Annotated in this window: 13 protein-coding genes; 3 read left to right on the top strand and 10 right to left on the bottom strand. The window is 64.1% G+C overall.

All coding sequences use genetic code 11. The features are described 5' to 3' along the window. Positions 1 to 71: 71 nt before the first annotated feature. The 9 genes from AT302_RS04580 to AT302_RS04540 all read right to left on the bottom strand — a co-directional run bounded on the left by AT302_RS04580 (position 72) and on the right by AT302_RS04540 (position 11836). The gene (locus AT302_RS04580) at positions 72 to 782 is read right to left on the bottom strand and encodes a methyltransferase domain-containing protein (protein WP_058377413.1); all 711 of its coding nucleotides are present in this window, start codon (positions 780 to 782) and stop codon (positions 72 to 74) included. Further along, positions 772 to 2334 carry a ubiquinone biosynthesis regulatory protein kinase UbiB gene (ubiB, locus tag AT302_RS04575; protein ID WP_058377412.1) on the bottom strand — a complete coding sequence of 521 codons (1563 nt, stop codon included), beginning with the start codon at positions 2332 to 2334 and terminating at the stop codon, positions 772 to 774. The genes AT302_RS04580 and ubiB overlap by 11 nt, the downstream gene beginning before the upstream one ends. Positions 2335 to 2337: 3 nt before the next feature. Next, a complete protein-coding gene (locus tag AT302_RS04570) occupies positions 2338 to 2949 on the bottom strand; it encodes a ubiquinone biosynthesis accessory factor UbiJ (RefSeq protein WP_058380101.1) in 612 nt (203 codons plus the stop codon). Positions 2950 to 3116: 167 nt separating this feature from the next. Beyond that, positions 3117 to 4103: a Tim44 domain-containing protein gene (locus AT302_RS04565; protein WP_058380100.1), complete on the bottom strand. Its 987-nt coding sequence runs from the start codon at positions 4101 to 4103 to the stop codon at positions 3117 to 3119. Positions 4104 to 4346: 243 nt separating this feature from the next. Beyond that, the gene (gene ubiE / locus AT302_RS04560) at positions 4347 to 5081 is read right to left on the bottom strand and encodes a bifunctional demethylmenaquinone methyltransferase/2-methoxy-6-polyprenyl-1,4-benzoquinol methylase UbiE (RefSeq protein ID WP_058377411.1); all 735 of its coding nucleotides are present in this window, start codon (positions 5079 to 5081) and stop codon (positions 4347 to 4349) included. A gap of 48 nt (positions 5082 to 5129) precedes the next feature. Further along, positions 5130 to 5546, bottom strand: a complete 417-nt coding sequence (locus AT302_RS04555) for a gamma-butyrobetaine hydroxylase-like domain-containing protein (protein WP_058377410.1) — start codon at positions 5544 to 5546, stop codon at positions 5130 to 5132. Between the two features lie 82 nt (positions 5547 to 5628). Beyond that, positions 5629 to 6072 carry an HIT family protein gene (locus AT302_RS04550; RefSeq protein ID WP_058377409.1) on the bottom strand — a complete coding sequence of 148 codons (444 nt, stop codon included), beginning with the start codon at positions 6070 to 6072 and terminating at the stop codon, positions 5629 to 5631. Positions 6073 to 6099: 27 nt separating this feature from the next. Then, entirely contained in the window at positions 6100 to 7788 is a 1689-nt protein-coding gene (locus AT302_RS04545; protein ID WP_058377408.1) for a Na+/H+ antiporter, read from the bottom strand. A 52-nt stretch (positions 7789 to 7840) separates the two neighbouring features. After that, on the bottom strand, positions 7841 to 11836 hold the full coding sequence (locus AT302_RS04540; protein ID WP_058380099.1) for a DUF3683 domain-containing protein: 3996 nt from the start codon (positions 11834 to 11836) through the stop codon (positions 7841 to 7843). Between the two features lie 492 nt (positions 11837 to 12328). On the opposite strand from AT302_RS04540, the gene AT302_RS04535 reads away from it, so the two are divergent. Together AT302_RS04535 and AT302_RS04530 are read left to right on the top strand one after the other, a co-directional pair. Beyond that, positions 12329 to 12787, top strand: a complete 459-nt coding sequence (locus tag AT302_RS04535; RefSeq protein ID WP_058377407.1) for a (2Fe-2S)-binding protein — start codon at positions 12329 to 12331, stop codon at positions 12785 to 12787. Positions 12788 to 12927: 140 nt separating this feature from the next. Next, positions 12928 to 15042, top strand: coding sequence for a xanthine dehydrogenase family protein molybdopterin-binding subunit (locus AT302_RS04530; RefSeq protein WP_237172157.1), 2115 nt, complete (start codon positions 12928 to 12930; stop codon positions 15040 to 15042). A 53-nt stretch (positions 15043 to 15095) separates the two neighbouring features. On the opposite strand, the gene AT302_RS04525 is transcribed toward AT302_RS04530, so the two are convergent. Further along, positions 15096 to 15713 (bottom strand): YqaA family protein, encoded by a 618-nt coding sequence (locus AT302_RS04525; RefSeq protein ID WP_058377406.1) that lies wholly within the window; start codon positions 15711 to 15713, stop codon positions 15096 to 15098. 119 nt (positions 15714 to 15832) lie between these two features. Here AT302_RS04525 and AT302_RS04520 point away from each other — a divergent pair, with 119 nt between their 5' ends. After that, positions 15833 to 16453, top strand: coding sequence for a nucleotidyltransferase family protein (locus tag AT302_RS04520; RefSeq protein ID WP_058377405.1), 621 nt, complete (start codon positions 15833 to 15835; stop codon positions 16451 to 16453). Positions 16454 to 16526: the final 73 nt, after the last annotated feature.

The raw sequence follows: 16526 nt of genomic DNA, 5'->3' as shown, positions 1-16526 counted from the left end.
TGAGCGTCTCGCACCCGAGGCATCGTGCCATCGCGGCACACGCTGGGCGGGTGCCTCAGCGGCTCAGCAGCTCAGCGCCGCCGCCAGACCATCCAGTGTTCAGCACCAGCAAACACCGGCACCGAATCGGCTGCATCGACTTGGCGATCCACTTCGCAGACGAAATCCTGCGCCAGCAGGGCGTTAAGCGCGTCGGGCGCGATGCCAAACGGCGGGCCCTTTGGCGTTTCCCGCAGGAAGAAGAAGCCCGCAAGACGCGCGCCGCTCGGCAGCAGTTGCGCCACCCGGCGGGCATAGCCCTGCCAGAGCGTGCGCGGCAATGCGCAGAGAAACGCGCGTTCGTAAATCACGTCGATCGTGAACGGCGGCGTATAGGCAAAGAAGTCGGCTTCTTCGACCAGTTCGGCGCGCGGGCCTAGCAGCGCCTTCGCCTGCTCGACGGCCACTGGCGAAAAATCAATGGCGCGCACCGGCCAGCCTTGGCCATCGAGCCACGCAGCTTCGTGTGCGGCCCCGCAGCCGGGAATCAGCGTCGCCTGAGGCGCCGTCTCGCTGGCAACAAACTCGCGCAATGCGCTTGGCACACCGGCCGCATCCCAAGGCATGAACGCCTTCTCGAAGCGCTCATTCCAGAATTCGGCACGCGACGGGTCGCGGTGCGCAAATGCGGGGGCGGTTGAGGCCGGCGCACCGGGGGCACCACTCACAGGATTCGGCGTCGGCGTCACCGAGGCGCCCTCCCCGTCCTTCCCGCCCTGATCTTGCTGAGATTTATCCGCCATAGATCCACATGAACGCCGCAAGCACCCCAATGACGACACCGCCCACCAGACAGAACGCGCCGGTCAGCAGGCGGTTGGTACGCCGTTGCTCCTGAAGCAGCGCGAGCAGCACCGTGTCGTCCTGCGGACGGGCATGGGCGGCCAGCGCCTGATGAATCAATCGCGGCAGTTGCGGCAGGGTCTTGCTCCACTGCGGCGCTTCCGATTTCAGCCGTTCCAGCCAGCCACGCGGGCCGATCTGCTCGGCCATCCAGCGCTCCAGGAACGGCTTGGCCGTCTTCCACAGATCGAGATCCGGATCGAGCTGACGCCCCAACCCTTCGATATTGAGCAGCGTCTTTTGCAGCAACACCAGTTGCGGCTGAATTTCCACGTTGAAGCGGCGCGACGTCTGGAACAGGCGCATCAGCACGAGCCCCAGCGAAATTTCCTTGAGCGGGCGGTCGAAGTACGGCTCGCAGACGGCGCGAATCGCCCCCTCCAGTTCCTCGACGCGCGTGTCGGACGGCACCCAGCCCGACTCCAAATGCAGCGATGCCACCCGGTGATAGTCGCGACGGAAAAAAGCGAGGAAGTTCTGTGCCAGATAGTTCTTGTCGAACTCGGAGAGCGCGCCGACGATGCCGCAGTCCAGCGCGATATAACGCCCGAACGTGGCCGGATCGAGACTCACGAGAATATTGCCCGGGTGCATGTCCGCGTGGAAGAACCCGTCGCGCAGAAACTGCGTGAAGAAGATCTCAACGCCTTCGCGCGCCAGCTTCTTCAGATCGACGCCTGCCTCGCGCAGCACATCGATCTGGCTGATCGGCACACCGCGCATGCGCTCCATCACGAGCACCGTGCTGGTACTGAATTCCCAATACATCTCGGGCACCATCAGCATGCCCGAATCGATGAAATTGCGACGCAGTTGCGCCGCGTTGGCGGCCTCGCGCATCAGGTCGAGCTCATCGTGCAGATACTTGTCGAACTCAGCGACCACCTCGCGCGGCTTCAGGCGCTTGCCGTCCGGCCAGAGCCGTTCGACCCACCCCGCCAGATCGCGCAGGAGAGCGAGATCGCTGTCGATTACGCCAAGCATGTTCGGGCGCAGCACCTTGACGGCAACCTCTTTGCCCGCATGCTGGCCTTCGCGAATACGCGCGAAGTGCACCTGAGCAATCGACGCGCTGGCTACCGGCGAGCGCTCGAACTCCACGAACACTTCTTCCAGCGGGCGGCCCAGTGATTTCTCGATGGCCGCACGGGCCAGTTCCGGATCGAACGGGGGCACCTGATCCTGCAAGCGCGCCAGTTCCTGCGCGATGTCAGGTGGCATCAGGTCACGGCGGGTCGAGAGCACCTGTCCGAACTTCACGAAAATCGGTCCAAGTGCTTCCAGCGCCAGACGCAGACGCTCGCCGCGCGGTGCCTTCAACCCGCTGCGGCCGAACGACAGCACGCGCATGAACGTGCGGGCGAAAGGATGGGGAATGCTGGAGAGCACCAGCTCGTCGAGGCCGTAGCGATAGCAGACGAACAGAATCTTGATGAGGCGCAGAAGTCGCATCGGTCAGCGGCCTCCGGTGGAACGCGGCGCGCCGGGCTGGCGCTCAAGTTTCTCGAGTCGCTTTTCGAGTCGCGCCAGATCGTCGCGCAGTGTGCCGATCTCGTCGCGCATGGCGTCCAGCCGTGGGCGCGCCACGAGCAGCGGGTTTTCTTCCACGAGGTAGTCGGTGAGCGAGCGCGCCAGCGTCGCCCCGGTGCGGCGCGCACCGGCCACGGCGGCCTTGCCGGTTTCGGTCACCCGATGAGCGGCGGCGTCGCCAATCACGCGACTGAGGTCTTCTGCCGCCTCCCAGCGCAGGTGCTGGGCAAGATAGGACACCGTATTGGCGAACTCGGCATCGCCCTCGATCTTCACATGACGCATGACAGCGGCCTGACCGCCGCCCGCAAAGTCGGCCAGTGCCGACGGGGGCACGGCGATGCTGACGTCGCAGGGGGTGTCGGCCTCGAAGGCGGCGAGATAGCCGTCGTCGCCCACCTGCAAACGCAGGTCGAACGGGGACATCGCCAGCCGGGCGGAGGCGCCGATGTGTTGGCGCAGGCGTTCGCGCGCCCACGGTTCGCGGGCGAGCAAGTGATTCACGGTGGCGGCAAAGGCTTTGGCGGCTACGGTCATGAGCTTGGCGGCCGACCGGCGCAGAACACCGGTCGCACCGAAAGACGTCGCCCGGCATACCTCGCCGGGCGGCAAAAACAAAAGAGCCCGCGCTTCAAACGCGGGCTCTTATTGTAAGGCAGGTTACGGCAAAAACGGCGGGAGCTTAATGCTGGCCCAGCGCCGGCTTAGAGCTGTTGAATCCCGGCCAGTACCCAACCCGCATTGCCGGTCACCGGCTTGGTCAGGTTCCAGACTTCGTTGAACGGCTCGGCGGCAGCGCCTTCCGTCTCACGGATCAGGCCCGAGAAACGCACGCTGGCCATGTACTCGCTCGTCGTTTGTTCGATGCCAAGCAGTTCGGCGTCGAGTTGAACCACGTCGGTACGATTGGTCGACTTGCCGCGCTCTTCGAGGTCCATCTTGATTTCCGCGAACATCTGCGGCGTGGTGAACTCGTTGATGTCGGCTTGATCGCCCTTGTCCCAGGCGGCTTGCAGACGGTTGAAGTACACCTTCGAGCTACGCAGGAAGCCTTCGACATCGAAGCCTGCCGGCACGCCGAACGGGCCTGCGGCAGCGGCTGCGGCACCCGCAACACCGGCAGCGGCCGGGACAGCGGACAGCGCCGGTTGCGTCGATGAGGTCGAAGCGGCCGGTTGTTGAGCCGGTTGCTGGCTATCCCACGACTGGCGCAGGGTGTTGTTCGACGCGTCGTTGCCCGCATTGGCACCGGCGTAGGCCGGCGTCTGCGACTGCGACTTGTTGCCGCGGAAGCGACGGATGACCCACAGCACGGCGAAGGCAATCAACGCGATGATGATGACGTTGGCCATCATGCTGGCGAACGCGCCGCCCATGCCGAAGTGCGACAACAGGGCTGCGATACCCAGACCGGCGGCCAGACCGGCGATCGGGCCGAGCCAGCGGTTGGCCGGCTTGGCAGCGGCGGCCGCCCCTGCGGCGCCTGCGCCAGCAGCAGCCGGTGCGGCTTGGTTCGGTGCGGCGTTCGGGCTTTGGGCCGGTTGTTGCGGCGTTGCCTGACGCTGCGTCACGGTGTTGGACTGCTTGCCGACGCTCCGGCCGCCGCCAACGCGCTTGGCGTCAGCGTCTGCGATCGTCATACCGACCGCCAAAACGCCGGCCACTACGCCCAACAACAGCTTGTTTTTCATGAACTGGAACATCGCTCTGGTCTCTCCGTGGAGTTATAAGGTGCTGTTTACTGACAGGCGTTTATCGGATTGGTTCAGCATCTTTTTTACGTACTGAAACGGGATAACGCGACGGCTGATTCTGCCACAGCAAAATTAGCCTGTACTTAGAGAAACGCCCCGGGGCGGAATTTTTCCGCCAACCGGGGCGCTGCGCCGTATCAAGTAAGTGAGTGCTTATTCTTGGCGCATCCGCTCAGGGCATCAGAACTTGCGGCCGATGTGCAGTGCAACCACGCCGGCGGTGAGGTTGTGGTACTCCACCCGCTCCAGACCGACGTCTTCCATCATCGACTTCAGCGTCTCCTGATCCGGGTGCATGCGAATCGACTCGGCCAGATAGCGGTAGCTTTCCGCGTCGCCCGCAATGCGCGAGCCCAGCCACGGCAGCACTTTGAAGGAGTACGTGTCGTACGCCTTCTCAAGCGGCTGCCACACCTTCGAGAACTCCAGCACCATGACCTTGCCGCCCGGCTTGATCACGCGGCGCATTTCCGCCAGTGCGGCGTCCTTGTGCGTCATGTTGCGCAGTCCGAACGCTACGGTCACCACATCGAAATAGTTCGACGGGAACGGCAGCTTCTCGGCGTCGCACAGCAGCGCAGGCGTAACGATGCCAGCGTCCAGCAGGCGATCGCGGCCCACGCGCAGCATCGATTCGTTGATGTCGGTGAGCCAGACTTCGCCGGTCGGACCGGCCTGACGGGCAAACGCCTTCGACAGATCGCCCGTGCCGCCCGCAATGTCGAGCACCTTGAAACCGGGGCGCACGGCGGCGCGGCCAATGGTGAACGCTTTCCAGATGCGGTGCAGGCCGCCCGACATCAGGTCGTTCATGACGTCGTACTTGCTCGCTACCGAATGGAACACTTCGGCGACTTTGCCGGCCTTTTCCTTCTCGTCGACGGTCTCGTAACCGAAGTGGGTCTGTTCACCCATCGCAATCTCCCAATTCATGAAAGCGGCGCGCGCGGCGCCGCCGGTGCATCAGTGGTGGTGGCAGCCGTGGCCGCTGGCGGGCGACGGCATTGGCGTGTCGCGATCGACGCCTGCGGCTGCCAGCTTGTCGAGATACTCCTGCCACAGCGCGTCCTGACGCACGCACAGCTCGTAGAGGAAGTCCCAAGAATAGATGCCGGTGTCATGGCCGTCCGAGAAGACGGGGCGCACCGCGTAGTTGCCGATCGGCTCAAGGCCGTTCAATTCAACCTCGCGCTTGCCGGTCTGGAGCGTTTCCTGCCCCGGGCCGTGGCCGCGCACTTCCGCCGACGGCGAGAGCACGCGCAGAAGTTCGAACGGCAGCCGGTAGTGTTTGCCGTCTTCATATCCCAGCTCGAGCACACGCGAGACGCGATGCAGCGTGAGGGAAACAGGAATCGGCGTGTCTTTCTCCAGCCCTGCCATGTGTGTCACTCCAGAAATTCAGTCGATGTGCCGCGCACACCGGCCGGAAGTATAGCTGCTCGGGGGATTGGCGGCCACGCGCTCAGGCGGACGCCGGCCAAACCGGCATGCGGCTCAATTCTGCCACGATCGCTTCGCGCAACGCCGGCAGCCATGCGGCCCGCTCTGCGAGCACCGCCGGTGCCACCTCGCGCTGCGGCGCGCTCCAGACCGAGCCCGGGAAGTGGATATCGTCCTGATACCGGGGAATCACATGCCAGTGCACGTGCGGCACCATATTGCCCAGACTCGCCACATTGACCTTGTGCGGCGACATCACCGTGCGCTGCGCCGTCTCGACGGCAAACACCGCCCGCATGACGTGTTCGCGTGCCGCCTCGGGCAAATCGCTCATCTCGGCCACGTGCGCGCCCCACACTACACGCGCGAAGCCCGGATAACCGGCTTCGTTCGCCAGCACCACCCGCAGCACCGGGTCACGCCACACGACGTCGCCGCCGTCACCTGCGCAAAACGGACAATCCATGATCCTCTCCCTTGATCCCAGCACCCGTCAGTGCTTTCTGCGTTTCGTGCGCTTGCCCGTGGCCGGGTCCACTGACCCTAGCGCGAGTTCGGCAAAATCGATTTCGCTCAGCATTTCGCGCAGCGTCTCGTCATTGATGCGATGCGTGATGCGCAGCCGCGACAACTCCACGCGTTCTGCCTGAAGCGCCGCCGCGCGCAGCCGGCGCTCGACTTCCACCTCACGTACCGCCCGCTCTCGCGTCTCATCAGTCGCTGTCGAAGCGTTGAGCGTGCGACGATAACGCCCCATCACGCGGGCCGCCGCTTCGGCGCACACGGCGGTATCGAGTTCGTCACCTGACTTCGCGATCACTTTCTGCAACGACTCCACGGCGCGAATCGCTGCTTCGGACGCCGCCACACGGGCCTCGCCCATTTCACGATTACGCGGGTCTTCGGCTGGCCAGCGCACGCCGCGCAGCAGAATCGGCAGGCCGAGACTCCCGCCCACCAATGACAGCAGAATCACACCGGCCGCCAGAAAAATCAGCAAATCGCGCCCGGGAAACGGCGCGCCACCGGGCAGCGCCAGCGGCACCGAGAGCGCACCGGCCAGCGTCACCGCGCCGCGCACGCCCGAGAGCGCCGTCACACCCGTAAAACGGATACCGGGCTTGAGGGTAATTTCCCCGCGCCGCATGCCCATGAAGTACATCACGCGCCACGCCACCCACACCCAGCAGAACCGCAGCACGATCAGCACCGCCGAGATCGCGCCGACGTAGAACATCAGTTCGCCCAGCTTCGTGAGCGTGCCCCACAGGTGCTCGTTCGGCCCCAGCGCCGCGCGCACGATATCAGGCAGTTGCAGCCCGAGCAGTACAAACACGGCGCCATTGAAGACGAATTCCAGCATCGACCAGACGCCGTTGCCGAGAATGCGGGTGACCGTGCGGGTGTTGAGCAGATCGGTCGAACTCACCGTCATGCCGGCAGCCACCGCCGCGAGAATGCCCGAGAAGCCGAAGTGTTCCGCCAGCAGATAGGCGGCGAACGGCATGAGCAGCAGCAACAGCACGACCGTCGCGGGTTCTTCGGTCGAGGCGTCCATCACGCGGCGGTGAAACTGCGTGAAGAGCCACGTCACCGCCCAGCCAGCGAGCAACCCGCCGAGTGCAATAACGAAGAACGAGAACGTGGCGTTGCCGATAGAGAAGATGCCGGTGGTCGCCGCCACGAGGGCGAACTTGAACACGACCAGACCCGACGCGTCGTTCATCATCGCCTCGCCTTCGAGCACGTGCATGAGCCGCGTCGGCATGCGCATGCGCCCGGTGAGCGCAGATACCGCTACCGCATCCGTAGGCGAGAGCACGCCGCCGAGGGCAAAAGCCACGGCCAGCGGAATCGACGGAATCATCCAGTGAATGAAGTACCCCACGCCGAGCACCGTGAAGATCACGAGGCCCAGCGCCATCGCGATGATCGGCACCCGCAGGTGCCAGAACTCGCGCTTGGGCATGCGCCAGCCGTCGGCAAAGAGCAACGGCGGGATGAACAGCAGGAAGAAAATCTCGGGGTCGAGATCGATGTGGACGCCCGCGCCCGGATAAGCGAGCGCGGCGCCCACCGCGATCTGGACCAGCGGTATCGGGAGAAACCGCACGAAACTGCCCAGCACACCCGTGAGCGCCACCACGAACAGCAGGATGAGCGCAGTAAAAACTACTTCCATGCCACCTCCATGGTCCGTCGGTCAGGCATCGGCCGCGTCCACGAAAATGCCATCAGACGAGAACGCGCTCGATACCGCCGTTGTTCGCATCCTTCACGTAGTCCGCCATCCACTGGTCGCCGAGCACGTGCTTGGCGATTTCCACGACGATGTAGTCGGCAGTGATGTCGGCATCTTCGTTATAGCGCGACAGGCCTTGCAGGCACGACGGGCAGCTGGTGAGGATCTTCACCTCTTCCACCTTGCCATCGGCGCGCAGCTTGGCCGCGCCCTTGCGCATCTCTTCTTCCTTGCGGAAGCGGATCTGCGTCGAGATATCCGGGCGCGTGACCGCCAGCGTACCCGATTCGCCGCAGCAACGATCGTTCTTCTCGATCTTGTAGCCGTCGTGCTCGCTGCCCATCAACTGATTCACGAGCTTGACCGGGTCCATCGTCTTGATCGGCGTGTGGCACGGGTCGTGATACATGTAGCGCGTACCGTTCACGCCCTCCAGCTTCACGCCCTTCTCAAGCAGATATTCGTGGATGTCGACGATGCGGCAGCCCGGGAAAATCTTCTCGAATTCATAACCCGCGAGCTGATCGTAGCAAGTGCCGCACGACACCACCACGGTCTTGATATCGAGATAGTTCAGCGTGTTGGCCACCCGGTGGAACAGCACGCGGTTATCCGTCACGATCTTCTCGGCCTTCTCGCCCTGCCCCGAGCCGCGTTGCGGGTAACCGCAGCACAGATACCCCGGCGGCAGCACCGTTTGCACGCCCACGTGCCAGAGCATGGCTTGCGTGGCGAGCCCGACTTGCGAGAACAAACGTTCCGAGCCGCAGCCCGGGAAGTAGAACACCGCTTCCGAATCGACCGACGTCCCCTTCGGGTCGCGGATGATCGGCACCACCTTGTTGTCTTCGATATCGAGCAACGCGCGCGCCGTCTTCTTCGGCAGGTTGCCCGGCATCTTCTTGTTCACGAAGTGGATCACCTCTTCGCGCAGCGGCGGCTTGCCGACCGTGGCCGGCGGGTGTGCCATCTGCTTCTTCGCCAGCTTCTTGAAGATGTCCGCACCGAAGCGTTGCGCCTTGTAGCCCCAGTCGATCATCACCTTGCGGGTGATATTGATCGTCTCCGGGTTCGTCGCGTTCAGGAAGAACATGCCTGCTGCCGCGCCCGGGTTGAATTTCTTCTTGCCCATCTTGCGCAGCAGGTTGCGCATGTTCATCGTCACGTCGCCGAAGTCGATCTTCACCGGGCAAGGCGTCGCGCACTTGTGGCAGACCGTGCAGTGGTCGGCCACGTCGTTGAACTCGTCCCAGTGCTTGATCGACACACCGCGGCGGGTCTGCTCTTCGTACAGGAAGGCTTCGATCAGCAGCGACGTGGCGAGAATCTTGTTGCGCGGGCTGTACAGCAGGTTCGCGCGCGGCACGTGCGTGGCGCACACCGGCTTGCACTTGCCGCAGCGCAGGCAGTCCTTCACGCTGTCGGCAATCGCGCCGATGTCCGACTGCTGCATGATCAGCGATTCAAAGCCCATCAGCCCGAAGCTGGGCGTATAGGCATTGCGCAAATCGGCCGGCAGGTCGGGCATGTCGAGCAGCTTGCCCTTGTTGAAGCGCCCTTCCGGATCGACGCGCAGCTTGTAAGCGCGGAATTCGCCGATCTCTTCTTCCGTCAGGAATTCGAGCTTCGTGATGCCGATGCCGTGCTCGCCCGAGATCACACCATCGAGCGAACGGGCAATTTGCATGATGCGCGCCACGGCCTTGTGCGCATCCTGGAGCATCTCGTAGTTATCCGAGTTGACCGGGATGTTCGTGTGCACGTTACCGTCGCCCGCGTGCATATGCAGCGCGACGAACACACGCCCGTGCAGCACGCGCTTGTGGATCGCCTGCGCTTCGTCGAGGATCTGCTTGAACTCGCCGCCCGTGAAAATCTGGCGCAGTTCGGCGCGCACTTCCTGCTTCCACGACACGCGCACCGTGCGGTCTTGCAGCAGGTCGATCAGGCGCGTTTCCGGATGCTTGTTCAGCCGGTCGTTCAGCGCCACATTCATGTCGCGAATGCCGTGGCGGTTGAGCAGCGGAATCGCGTCGTTGAGCGACAGCTCGAAGTTATCGCGCAGGAACACCCAGCGTGCGCGCACGTCGCGCAGCAGCGTGAGGGCGGTCTGCACGCGGTCTTCGAGCAGTTCGGCCGACGGAATCTCGTTCGCGTCGTCGGTCTTGCCCAGCGGCAGGTTGCCGGCTTCGAAGAACTTTTCGAGCGCGTCGATCAGTTGCAGCTTGTTCTTGAGCGACAACTCGATGTTGATGCGCTCGATGTGGTCCGTGTACTCGCCCATGCGCGGCAGCGGAATCACCACGTCTTCATTGATCTTGAAGGCGTTGGTGTGGCGCGCGATGGCGGCGGTGCGCGAACGGTCGAGCCAGAACTTCTTGCGGGCTTCGGCCGACACGGCGACAAAACCTTCGCCGCTCTTGCCGTTGGCCATGCGAATCACTTCCGAGGTGGCCTGCGCCACGGCGGTGTCGTCGTCGCCGACGATATCGCCGATCAGCACCATCTTCGGGAAAGCGTTGCGCTTCGACTTCGTGGCATAACCCACGGCGCGCAGATAGCGTTCGTCCAGATGCTCCAGACCGGCGAGAATCGCGCCGCCCGCAGCCGTCTGGGCAAACATGTAGTCCTTGATTTCGACGATGCTCGGAATCGCTTCCTTCGCTTGGCCGAAGAACTCCAGACACACCGTGCGCGTGTGCGCCGGCATCTTGTGGAGAATCCAGCGCGCGCTCGTGATCAGGCCGTCGCAGCCTTCCTTCTGAATACCCGGCAGCCCGGCGAGGAACTTGTCCGTCACGTCCTTGCCGAGACCTTCCTTGCGGAAGCGCTTGCCTTCAATATCCAGCGATTCGGTCTTGAGCAGCACCGCACCCGGCGCGTGATTGCCGTCGAACCATTTCAGTTCGAAGCGCGCGACCGCAATATCGTGAATCTTGCCGAGGTTGTGGTCGAGGCGCGTGACTTCGAGCCAGTTGCCCTGCGGGTCGACCATGCGCCACCACGCGAGGTTATCGAGCGCGGTGCCCCACAGCACGGCCTTCTTGCCACCTGCGTTCATGGCGACGTTGCCGCCGATGCACGATGCGTCGATCGACGTCGGGTCGACCGCGAAGACCAGCCCGGCGCGCTCGGCGGCATCCGCCACACGGCGCGTGACCACACCGGCGCCCGAGAAGATCGTCGGCACCGGCTTGTCGACACCCGGCAGCGCCGAGTATTCGACTTCGTCGAGTTGTTCCAGCTTTTCGGTATTGATGACGGCCGAGAACGGCGTGAGCGGAATCGCCCCGCCCGTGTAGCCCGTGCCACCCCCGCGCGGAATCACCGTCAGCCCGAGTTCGAAGCAGCCCTTCACGAGCGAGGCCATTTCGGCTTCGGTATCGGGCGTGAGCACCACGAACGGATATTCCACGCGCCAGTCGGTCGCGTCCGTCACGTGCGACACGCGCGACAGGCCGTCGAACTTGATGTTGTCGTGTGCCGTCGTGCGGCCCAGCACCTTCTTCGCGCGGCGGCGCAGTTCCGCCATCTTCTCGAACTCACCGGCGAAATCGGCAACGGCGCGGCGCGCGGCCACTTCCAGTTGCTCCACGCGGGCGGCACGTTCGCGCCCCGTGGCGTCGGCGTGTTCGGCCACGTCGGCACGGCGACGCTTGTCGATTTCGTTCAGACGGTGGTTGAGCGCGTCGATCAGCAGCTTGCGGCGCTTCGGGTTGTCGAGCAGATCGTCCTGAAGGTACGGGTTGCGGCGTACCACCCAGATATCGCCGAGCACTTCATAGAGCATCCGGGCCGAGCGGCCGGTACGGCGCTCCGCGCGAAGTTCGTCGAGGATATTCCACGCGTCGGCGCCCAGCAGGCGAATGACGATCTCGCGGTCCGAGAACGAGGTGTAGTTGTAGGGGATTTCGCGCAGTCGAGGGGGCTGTGCGGCTACGGCATGCTTTGCGTCGTGCGGCTCGAAGGCAGGCAAGGGTGCGTTCATCTTGTCGGGCTCGTCAATGCGGCGGTGCATCCGCCGTCGGCGTTCGTCTCGCGGGACGCGCCGAAAGTCAAATTGGGTATGCGCTAGAAATTGCCGGCCGCTGGCGACGGGTGTGTGCGGGGCCGGCAAGGACGATCAGCGAGATCGCCGACTGCCGTGCAAAGACGCCGATGACGAATCGTGTCCGGTCATCGGGCAGTAGCACTGAGGGGTGAGGCAGTTGATGCGCATGCCCAGATCTTTCTTCCGGCTTGGGAAAGTGTTGGTAGGGGAATGTAGGCCGAATTGTACTTCATTGCACCGCAACACGTCGGCCCCCCAACCAATTCGCGGCCAAGCGCCTGCGGGACGGCCAAAACACGAATTCCGCTAAAACGGACCGCTATATCCGTTTGAATACAACGACTTACACGCATTCGTGGGCTGAAAATTTCTCCGAACAGGAGTATGTTGGCGCGATCCCCCAATCATTCACCTGCCAAGAGGTGTCTCATGGTCTCGTTTCAACTGAACGGCCGTCCCGTGCAGGTCGATGTCGATCCTGCCACTCCCCTGTTATGGACCCTGCGCGATGCGCTCTCGATGACCGGCACCAAGTTCGGATGCGGTATGGCGCTATGCGGCGCCTGCACCGTGCATCTCGACGGCGCCCCGATTCGCAGTTGCATTACGCCCATCTCCGCTGTGGCCGGTAAAAAGGTCACGACCATCGAAGCCGTCGGCACGGACCCCGTCGGCAAAGCGGTGCAAGACGCCTGGGTCAAGCACGACGTGCCCCAGTGCGGCTACTGCCAGAGCGGCCAGATCATGTCCGCCGCGGCACTCCTGCGCGAGAACAAGCAGCCCAACGACGACCAGATCGACGCCGCCATGGCCGGCAACATCTGTCGCTGTGGCACCTATGCGCGCATCCGCGCCGCCATCAAGGACGCAGCCGCGTCGTTGGCCTGAAGCGAGGAGACATCACCATGCGCGAACTTCGTTTCCACGGGCTTCGTTTTGACTTACGTCCCGGCACCACCGTAGGCGACTACACCGGTGTGTCCCGTCGTGCGTTTCTGAAGACCTCCGCCGTTGCGGCGGGCGGCCTGATGCTTGAAATGTCGTGGCCGGGCGCGGTACGCGTGGCCCATGCCGAAGGCCCGGCGGCCACGCCCGTCGTGCCGTCCGCGTTCGTGCGCATTGCGCCGGACGACACCGTCACCATTCAGGTCAACCGCCTCGACTTCGGTCAGGGCGTGCAAACCGCCTTGCCCATGCTCGTCGCCGAAGAGCTCGATTGCGACTGGTCGAAGGTGCGCAGCGAGTTGGCCCCGGCGGCCGACGTCTATAAAGACCCGTTGTTCGGCATCCAGATGACGGGTGGCTCCGGCTCTGTCGCGCACTCGTGGCTGCAATACCGGCGCATCGGCGCGTCGGCACGCGCCATGCTAATCGCCGCCGCCGCGCAGCAGTGGAAAGTGCCGGCCGCGCAATTGCGCACCGAAAATGGCGTGGTCCTCGGCCCCAACGGCCAGCGCGCCACCTTCGGCAGTCTGGCCGCCAAGGCGCAGGCCTTGCCGGTGCCGACTGACGTCAAGCTCAAGGACCCGTCGGCCTTCCGCCTGCTCGGCAAACCGACCGGACGGCTCGACGCGCGTGCCAAATCGACCGGCACGCCGATGTACGGCATGGATTTCAAGTTGCCGAACCTGAAGGTCGCTCTCGTCGCCCGCCCGCCGGTCTTCGGCGCGAAGGTGAAGACATTCGATGCGAAAGCCGCACGCGCCGTCAAAGGCGTGCGCGACGTGCTTGAAATCCCCGACGACCGGGGCGGCACCGCAGTGGCGGTCATCGCCGACGGCTACTGGCAAGCCAAAACCGGCCGCGACGCCCTGAATGCGACGTGGGACACCAGCGGCGTCGAACATGTCGACACGACCTCGCAGCTTGCCAAGTACAAAGAACTGGCCAAGACCCCGGGCGTTGTAGCGATCGACACCGATGTCTCGAAGCTCAAGGGCGCACCGAAGACACTCGTCGCCGAGTACAGCTTCCCCTACCTCGCCCATGCACCGATGGAGCCGCTGAACTGCACCGTGCAGCTCAGCGACAAGGGCGCGGAAGTCTGGACAGGCACGCAATTCCAGACCGTCGATCAGGCGGCCATTGCGGCCACGCTCGGCCTCAAGCCCGAGCAGGTCAAGCTGCACACCCTGATGGCGGGCGGTGGTTTCGGACGACGTGCAGTGCCGACTTCCGACTATGGCGTCGAAGCGGCGCAGGTCGCCAAAGCGTGGCGAACCGCGGGTCATCGCGAACCGGTCAAAGTGATCTGGAGCCGCGAAGACGACATCCATGGCGGCTACTACCGCCCGATGTATGTGCACCGCGCCGAGATCGGTCTGGATGCGAAGGGCAACGTGCTGGCGTGGAATCACACCATCGTGGGGCAGTCGATCCTGCAAGGCACGCCGTTCGAAAAGATGATGGTGAAGAACGGCGTCGACAGCACCAGTGTGGAGGGTGTCGCGGGCACGCCGTACGCGGTGCCGCTGCGCCTGTCGCTGCATAGCCCGAAGGCCAACGTGCCGGTGCTGTGGTGGCGCTCGGTCGGCAACACCCACACGGCGTTCGTGATGGAGACGTTGATCGACGAGCTAGCGAAGAACGCGGGACAAGATCCGGTCGACTATCGTTACGCGTTGATTGGCGACAAGCATCCGCGTCACCGTGCGGCACTGGCGTTGGCGGTGGAACGTTCGGGCTACGGCAAGACCAAGCTACCCGCGGGTCAGGCGTGGGGCGTGGCCGTGCACGAGTCCTTCGACTCGGTCGTCGCGTACGTCGTGGTGGCCGAGGTGAAGAACGGGTCGCCGCGTCTGGTGAGTGCGACGGCGGCGGTGCATTGCAATTTTGCGGTCAATCCGCTGACGGTCGCGGCGCAGGTGGAAGGCGCGGCCCTCATGGGCTTGGGCACGACGTTGACGGGTGCCGCGATCACCCTGAAAGACGGTGAAGTCGAGCAGAGCAATTTCCACCAGTACACGGTGGCGCGCCTGACCGACATGCCTGCGATCAGCGTGCACATCGTAAGCTCAGGCGATGCGCCGACGGGCATGGGTGAACCGGGTTTGCCGCCGCTGGCCCCGGCATATGCCAATGCTGTCTTCGCACTGACCGGCAAACGTCTGCGCGCATTGCCGTTCGATCTGACGACGGCATAACGAGCGCGTCTCGGAGGGGGCTGGAGCATTGAAGCTCCGGCCCCCTCCCGTCTTCAACCAATCAGCAGATGTTTGAACGGCGCGAAGATACCTTGCCAGAACGACTCGGGCACCTTGAGCATCAGGTAAGTGATGAAGAGATAGCGCAGCGTCTTGCCGATGGCGATGTAGACGAGGCATTCGCGCCATGAAAGACGGAGCCATCCGGCGAGGGTGCAAAGCGGGTCACCGACCACGGGCAGCCACGAGAGCAGAAGCAGGGGCGGTCCGAAGCGGCGCATCCAGCGGTGATATCGCTCGTTCATCGGCGCTTTGGTGCCACCCTGCTTGGCAGCGCCTGTGTCGGCAATCCCCTCGACGTTCACCGATCCCCCACCGGCCACAGCCGCAGCACGCGCATGCGCCCGCCGGCGCGCCTTGATCCGCACATAGCCGCGCCGCGCGGCGAACCCCATCCACCAATCGACCATGCCACCGGCGGTGTTGCCGATGCTCGCGATCACGATCGCGGGCCAGAACATATGCGGATTGAGCGCCACGTAGCCGAACAGCGCAGGCTCCGAGCCCATCGGCAGCAGCGTCGCCGACAAAAACGCGATGAGGAAGACGGCTGGCAGGCCGACACCGGGCAGCGCTAGCGCGCCCAGCAGCCAGGAAATGAACGACTCCATGCAACTCCGGCGGAAAAAGGGGAAGTCAAAAAAACCGACCGGCCGGTCGGTGTCTCGCGAGCTAAGGGACGGTACACGCGTTTGGCGTAAACAAAAAGTCTGGCGCATAATGCATGCCCATGACCCGACCTTCGACGCCGCCCGTGGCCATTCTACTGGCAGGCGGACTCGGTACCCGCTTCGATGCGGCTGGGCGCCGGAACAAGCTGCTCGCGCCGCTGCCCGGCGATCCCCTGAACCGACCCGTTGCCCTCGCCAGCGCCCACGCGCTGCTGGCGGTATTGCCGCGCGTGATCGCGGTGGTGCGACCGGATTCGGCTGAGTTGGAGAACGTGCTGTTGCAGGCGGGTTGTGAAGTCGTCATGAGCCACGCGACCAAGCGCGGCATGGGCGCGACGCTCGCCGCCGGCATTCAGTCCTGCGTGGACGAAGCGCCGCCCCCCGGGCTCGAACATCTCGACGGCTGGCTGGTTGCGCTGGCCGACATGCCGTACCTCACCCCCCATACGATTCGCGCCATTGCCGACGGGCTCACTTCGCCCGAGGCCATTGTCGCGCCGAGTTATCAGGGACAGCGCGGCCATCCGGTCGCCTTCGGTTCCGCTTACACCTCCCGCCTGGTCGCCCTCGAAGGCGATACCGGCGCGCGCGAGTTGTTGATTAGCGAGCACATTACGATCGTCGATGTCGACGACGCCGGAATCGTGCGCGACATCGACACCCCAGACGACCTTCGCTAGGGCGCGCACTCCCCTTTCCCGTTTTTTCCCGAGAGACCTTGCGCGACCGCCCCGGCGGACGTGCTGGTCTATC

This window comes from Pandoraea norimbergensis (assembly GCF_001465545.3).
In the GTDB taxonomy this organism is placed as follows: Bacteria; Pseudomonadota; Gammaproteobacteria; order Burkholderiales; family Burkholderiaceae; genus Pandoraea; species Pandoraea norimbergensis.
The sequence above is the reverse complement of the archived record's forward strand: the minus strand, read 5'-3'. Positions and strand labels throughout refer to the sequence as shown.